The organism is Peptoniphilus grossensis ph5 (genome assembly GCF_000311825.1).
GTDB classification, from domain to species: Bacteria; Bacillota; Clostridia; order Tissierellales; family Peptoniphilaceae; genus Peptoniphilus_A; species Peptoniphilus_A hominis.
The window spans coordinates 798,852-801,405 of the sequence record NZ_HE978566.1; the positions used below are offsets into that span (position 1 = coordinate 798,852).

Consider the following 2,554-nt stretch of genomic DNA (forward strand, 5'->3'; position numbering starts at 1 on the left):
TATCCTACAAGACCATCCTCTGTAATTATTTTCACTACACAATGTGGTCTTGTCTTTTGTTCATATAATGATATTTTCCAACTCTTTTTCAATTCCAGTTCTACAACTTTAACTTGAAAGTCTTTGATAATGCTCTTCAAACTATACCTCTCCTTTTATTTCAAATATTTTTCTGCCACTTTCGCAAATAGGTATGAACCCATCCATATGTTTTCTTCATCTATGTCAAAAGTATCTGAATGTAGTGGTTCATGATTTCCATCAACACCAAACCATATAAATGACCCTTTGTACTTCTTTAGATAATAACTAAAATCTTCTGCTATTGTTGAAATTTCGCAAATATCATCAACAACTTTTTCTTCGAAAGAACTAATAGCAACACTTTTAATAAGGTCAGTAGCTTCCTTGTCATTTACAACAACAGGATATCCTCTCTTGTATATTAATTCGCATTTGCACCCATGTTCAATTTCTTTCGATTTTAAAATTAAACCTAATTTTTCTTCAATGTAGTCTCGTACATCTTCATTAAAAGTCCTAACTGTTCCTTCTAATTGGCAGAAGTTAGCTAGTATATTGTATCTAGTTCCACCTGTGATTTTACCTACAGTAATCACAGCTGGACTCAAAACATCGATGTTTCGACTAACTATAGATTGAATTTCTTGTAATACTTGAGATCCTATTAGAATAGAGTCTATTCCAAGATGTGGTTTTGCAGCATGAGAACTTTCCCCTCTTATATTTATATAAAAATGATCTGATGAAGCCATTATTGGTCCACTCAGTATTCCAAAGGTTCCGCCTTTTATAAATGGCCACATATGTAAACCAAATATATAGTCTAAATCTCCTATTTTTCCTGACTCTAAAATACCTTGTGCTCCACCTGTAGGAGAAGCTTCCTCTGCTGGTTGAAATATTAACTTAACTTCACCGTTAAGGTTTTCTTCATGATTTTTTAAAGTTTTTGCTAATCCTAACAATATTGTCATGTGTGCGTCATGTCCGCAAGCATGCATTATGCCTTCATTTTTAGATTTATATTCATAATTATTTTTTTCTACTAGAGGTAGTGCATCCATATCTGCCCTAAATCCTATTTTTTTATTCGTTTTGTTATTGCCTATAGTGGCTATAATTGCATTATTATAAAAATTGGTTTCATATTTTATATCCCATTTATCTAAATATTCCATTATCTTTTTTGATGTCCTTTTTTCTTCATAAGACAAATCTGGGTTCATATGAAAATCTCTACGAATTTCGATTAACTCATTATTAATTTTTCTTACTTCTTCTTTTGCTATTTTTTCTATATTCATTTTTTTAAATCACCACCTTATATTTAAAATAATTTACTATAGATAATAAAATGTATAGATCAATTATCCTCAAAATCATCTAAATATATTTCTAAATCATTAGATGTTTTATTTGTTTGATTGAAGTTGCATAAACTCTTTTCTTTATCCAAGTTCGCATAGTATAGTACCAAGGCGTTTATAACAGTTATTGTTGAAACTACAGTGAAAGTCTTAGAACTATTTTTGGCTTCTAAAACAATGTCTGAGTGCTTGGCAATGGGTGAAATTTTCGAATCAGTAATAGATATAATCTTTACATTCTGTTTTTTTAAATGTTTAATTATATCAAAAGTTAGCCTTGTATATTTTGGGTAACTGATTGCTATAAAGGCATCCCTTTCGTCTAATCCATCAAGTTTAAATGAAATATCATCATTTATATTTTCCAAAAAATATACATTTTGAGAAAATTCACTCAACATATAATATAAAAATATAGCAGGTGACCTAGATGTTCTTGAGCCAAATATTACTATTTTTCTCGATTTATGTAACAAGTTTGAAGCTTCTTTTAGATTTTCTTCTAATTCTTTGCTATATAAGGTATTTAAAGCATCCAAACAATTCGATATTTCGGTGTATAAAAAATTACCATCTTCGTTTTTTAAATTATATTTGATTTCCTCGAATGAAAGAGAACGTTTTTCCCTGTATTGCTCAAAATCTTTTTGGAAGTCACCATAGCATTTATAACCAAATAGCTTTGGAAATCGACTTATTGTCGCTTCACTAACACCTATCTCCTCTTTTAATTCCATAATCGTTCTTAGCGGAATAACATCATAGTTATTTAACATGTATTTAGCAATTATTTTATTAGATCTTGAAAAAGTATTATATTGTTTACTAATTAAATCTAAAACATTTTCCCTCAATAATTAACCTCCCTTCATCAAGTCTTTCCATCAGTATATTAAAATTTTTTTCATTTGTCAATACTTTTGAAAAAAATTTTTCATTTTTAAAGATTTGATAAAGTGATAACTTGTAAATGGTGTTTTGTTATGATTTAAAATACCTTAATTGCTTTTTAATTTTAAAAACCTCTCCTGTGTATTTTATTTGTGCACCAGGAGAGGTTTTGTTTTTAATTAATGAATAAAATATTATTATTTTTAAAAAGTTATTTCTTGACTACTATTGGGATTATATTAAGTTGTGATTCAAAAGTCTTTTATAACTAT

At 28.5% G+C, this 2,554-nt stretch carries 2 protein-coding genes; both read right to left on the bottom strand.

All coding sequences use genetic code 11. From position 1 onward, the window contains the following. Positions 1 to 155: 155 nt before the first annotated feature. Positions 156 to 1,328: a M20 metallopeptidase family protein gene (locus HGPG_RS03795; RefSeq protein WP_019124733.1), complete on the bottom strand. Its 1,173-nt coding sequence runs from the start codon at positions 1,326 to 1,328 to the stop codon at positions 156 to 158. A 59-nt stretch (positions 1,329 to 1,387) separates the two neighbouring features. Next, positions 1,388 to 2,245 (bottom strand): MurR/RpiR family transcriptional regulator, encoded by an 858-nt coding sequence (locus HGPG_RS03800; protein WP_019124734.1) that lies wholly within the window; start codon positions 2,243 to 2,245, stop codon positions 1,388 to 1,390. Positions 2,246 to 2,554: the final 309 nt, after the last annotated feature.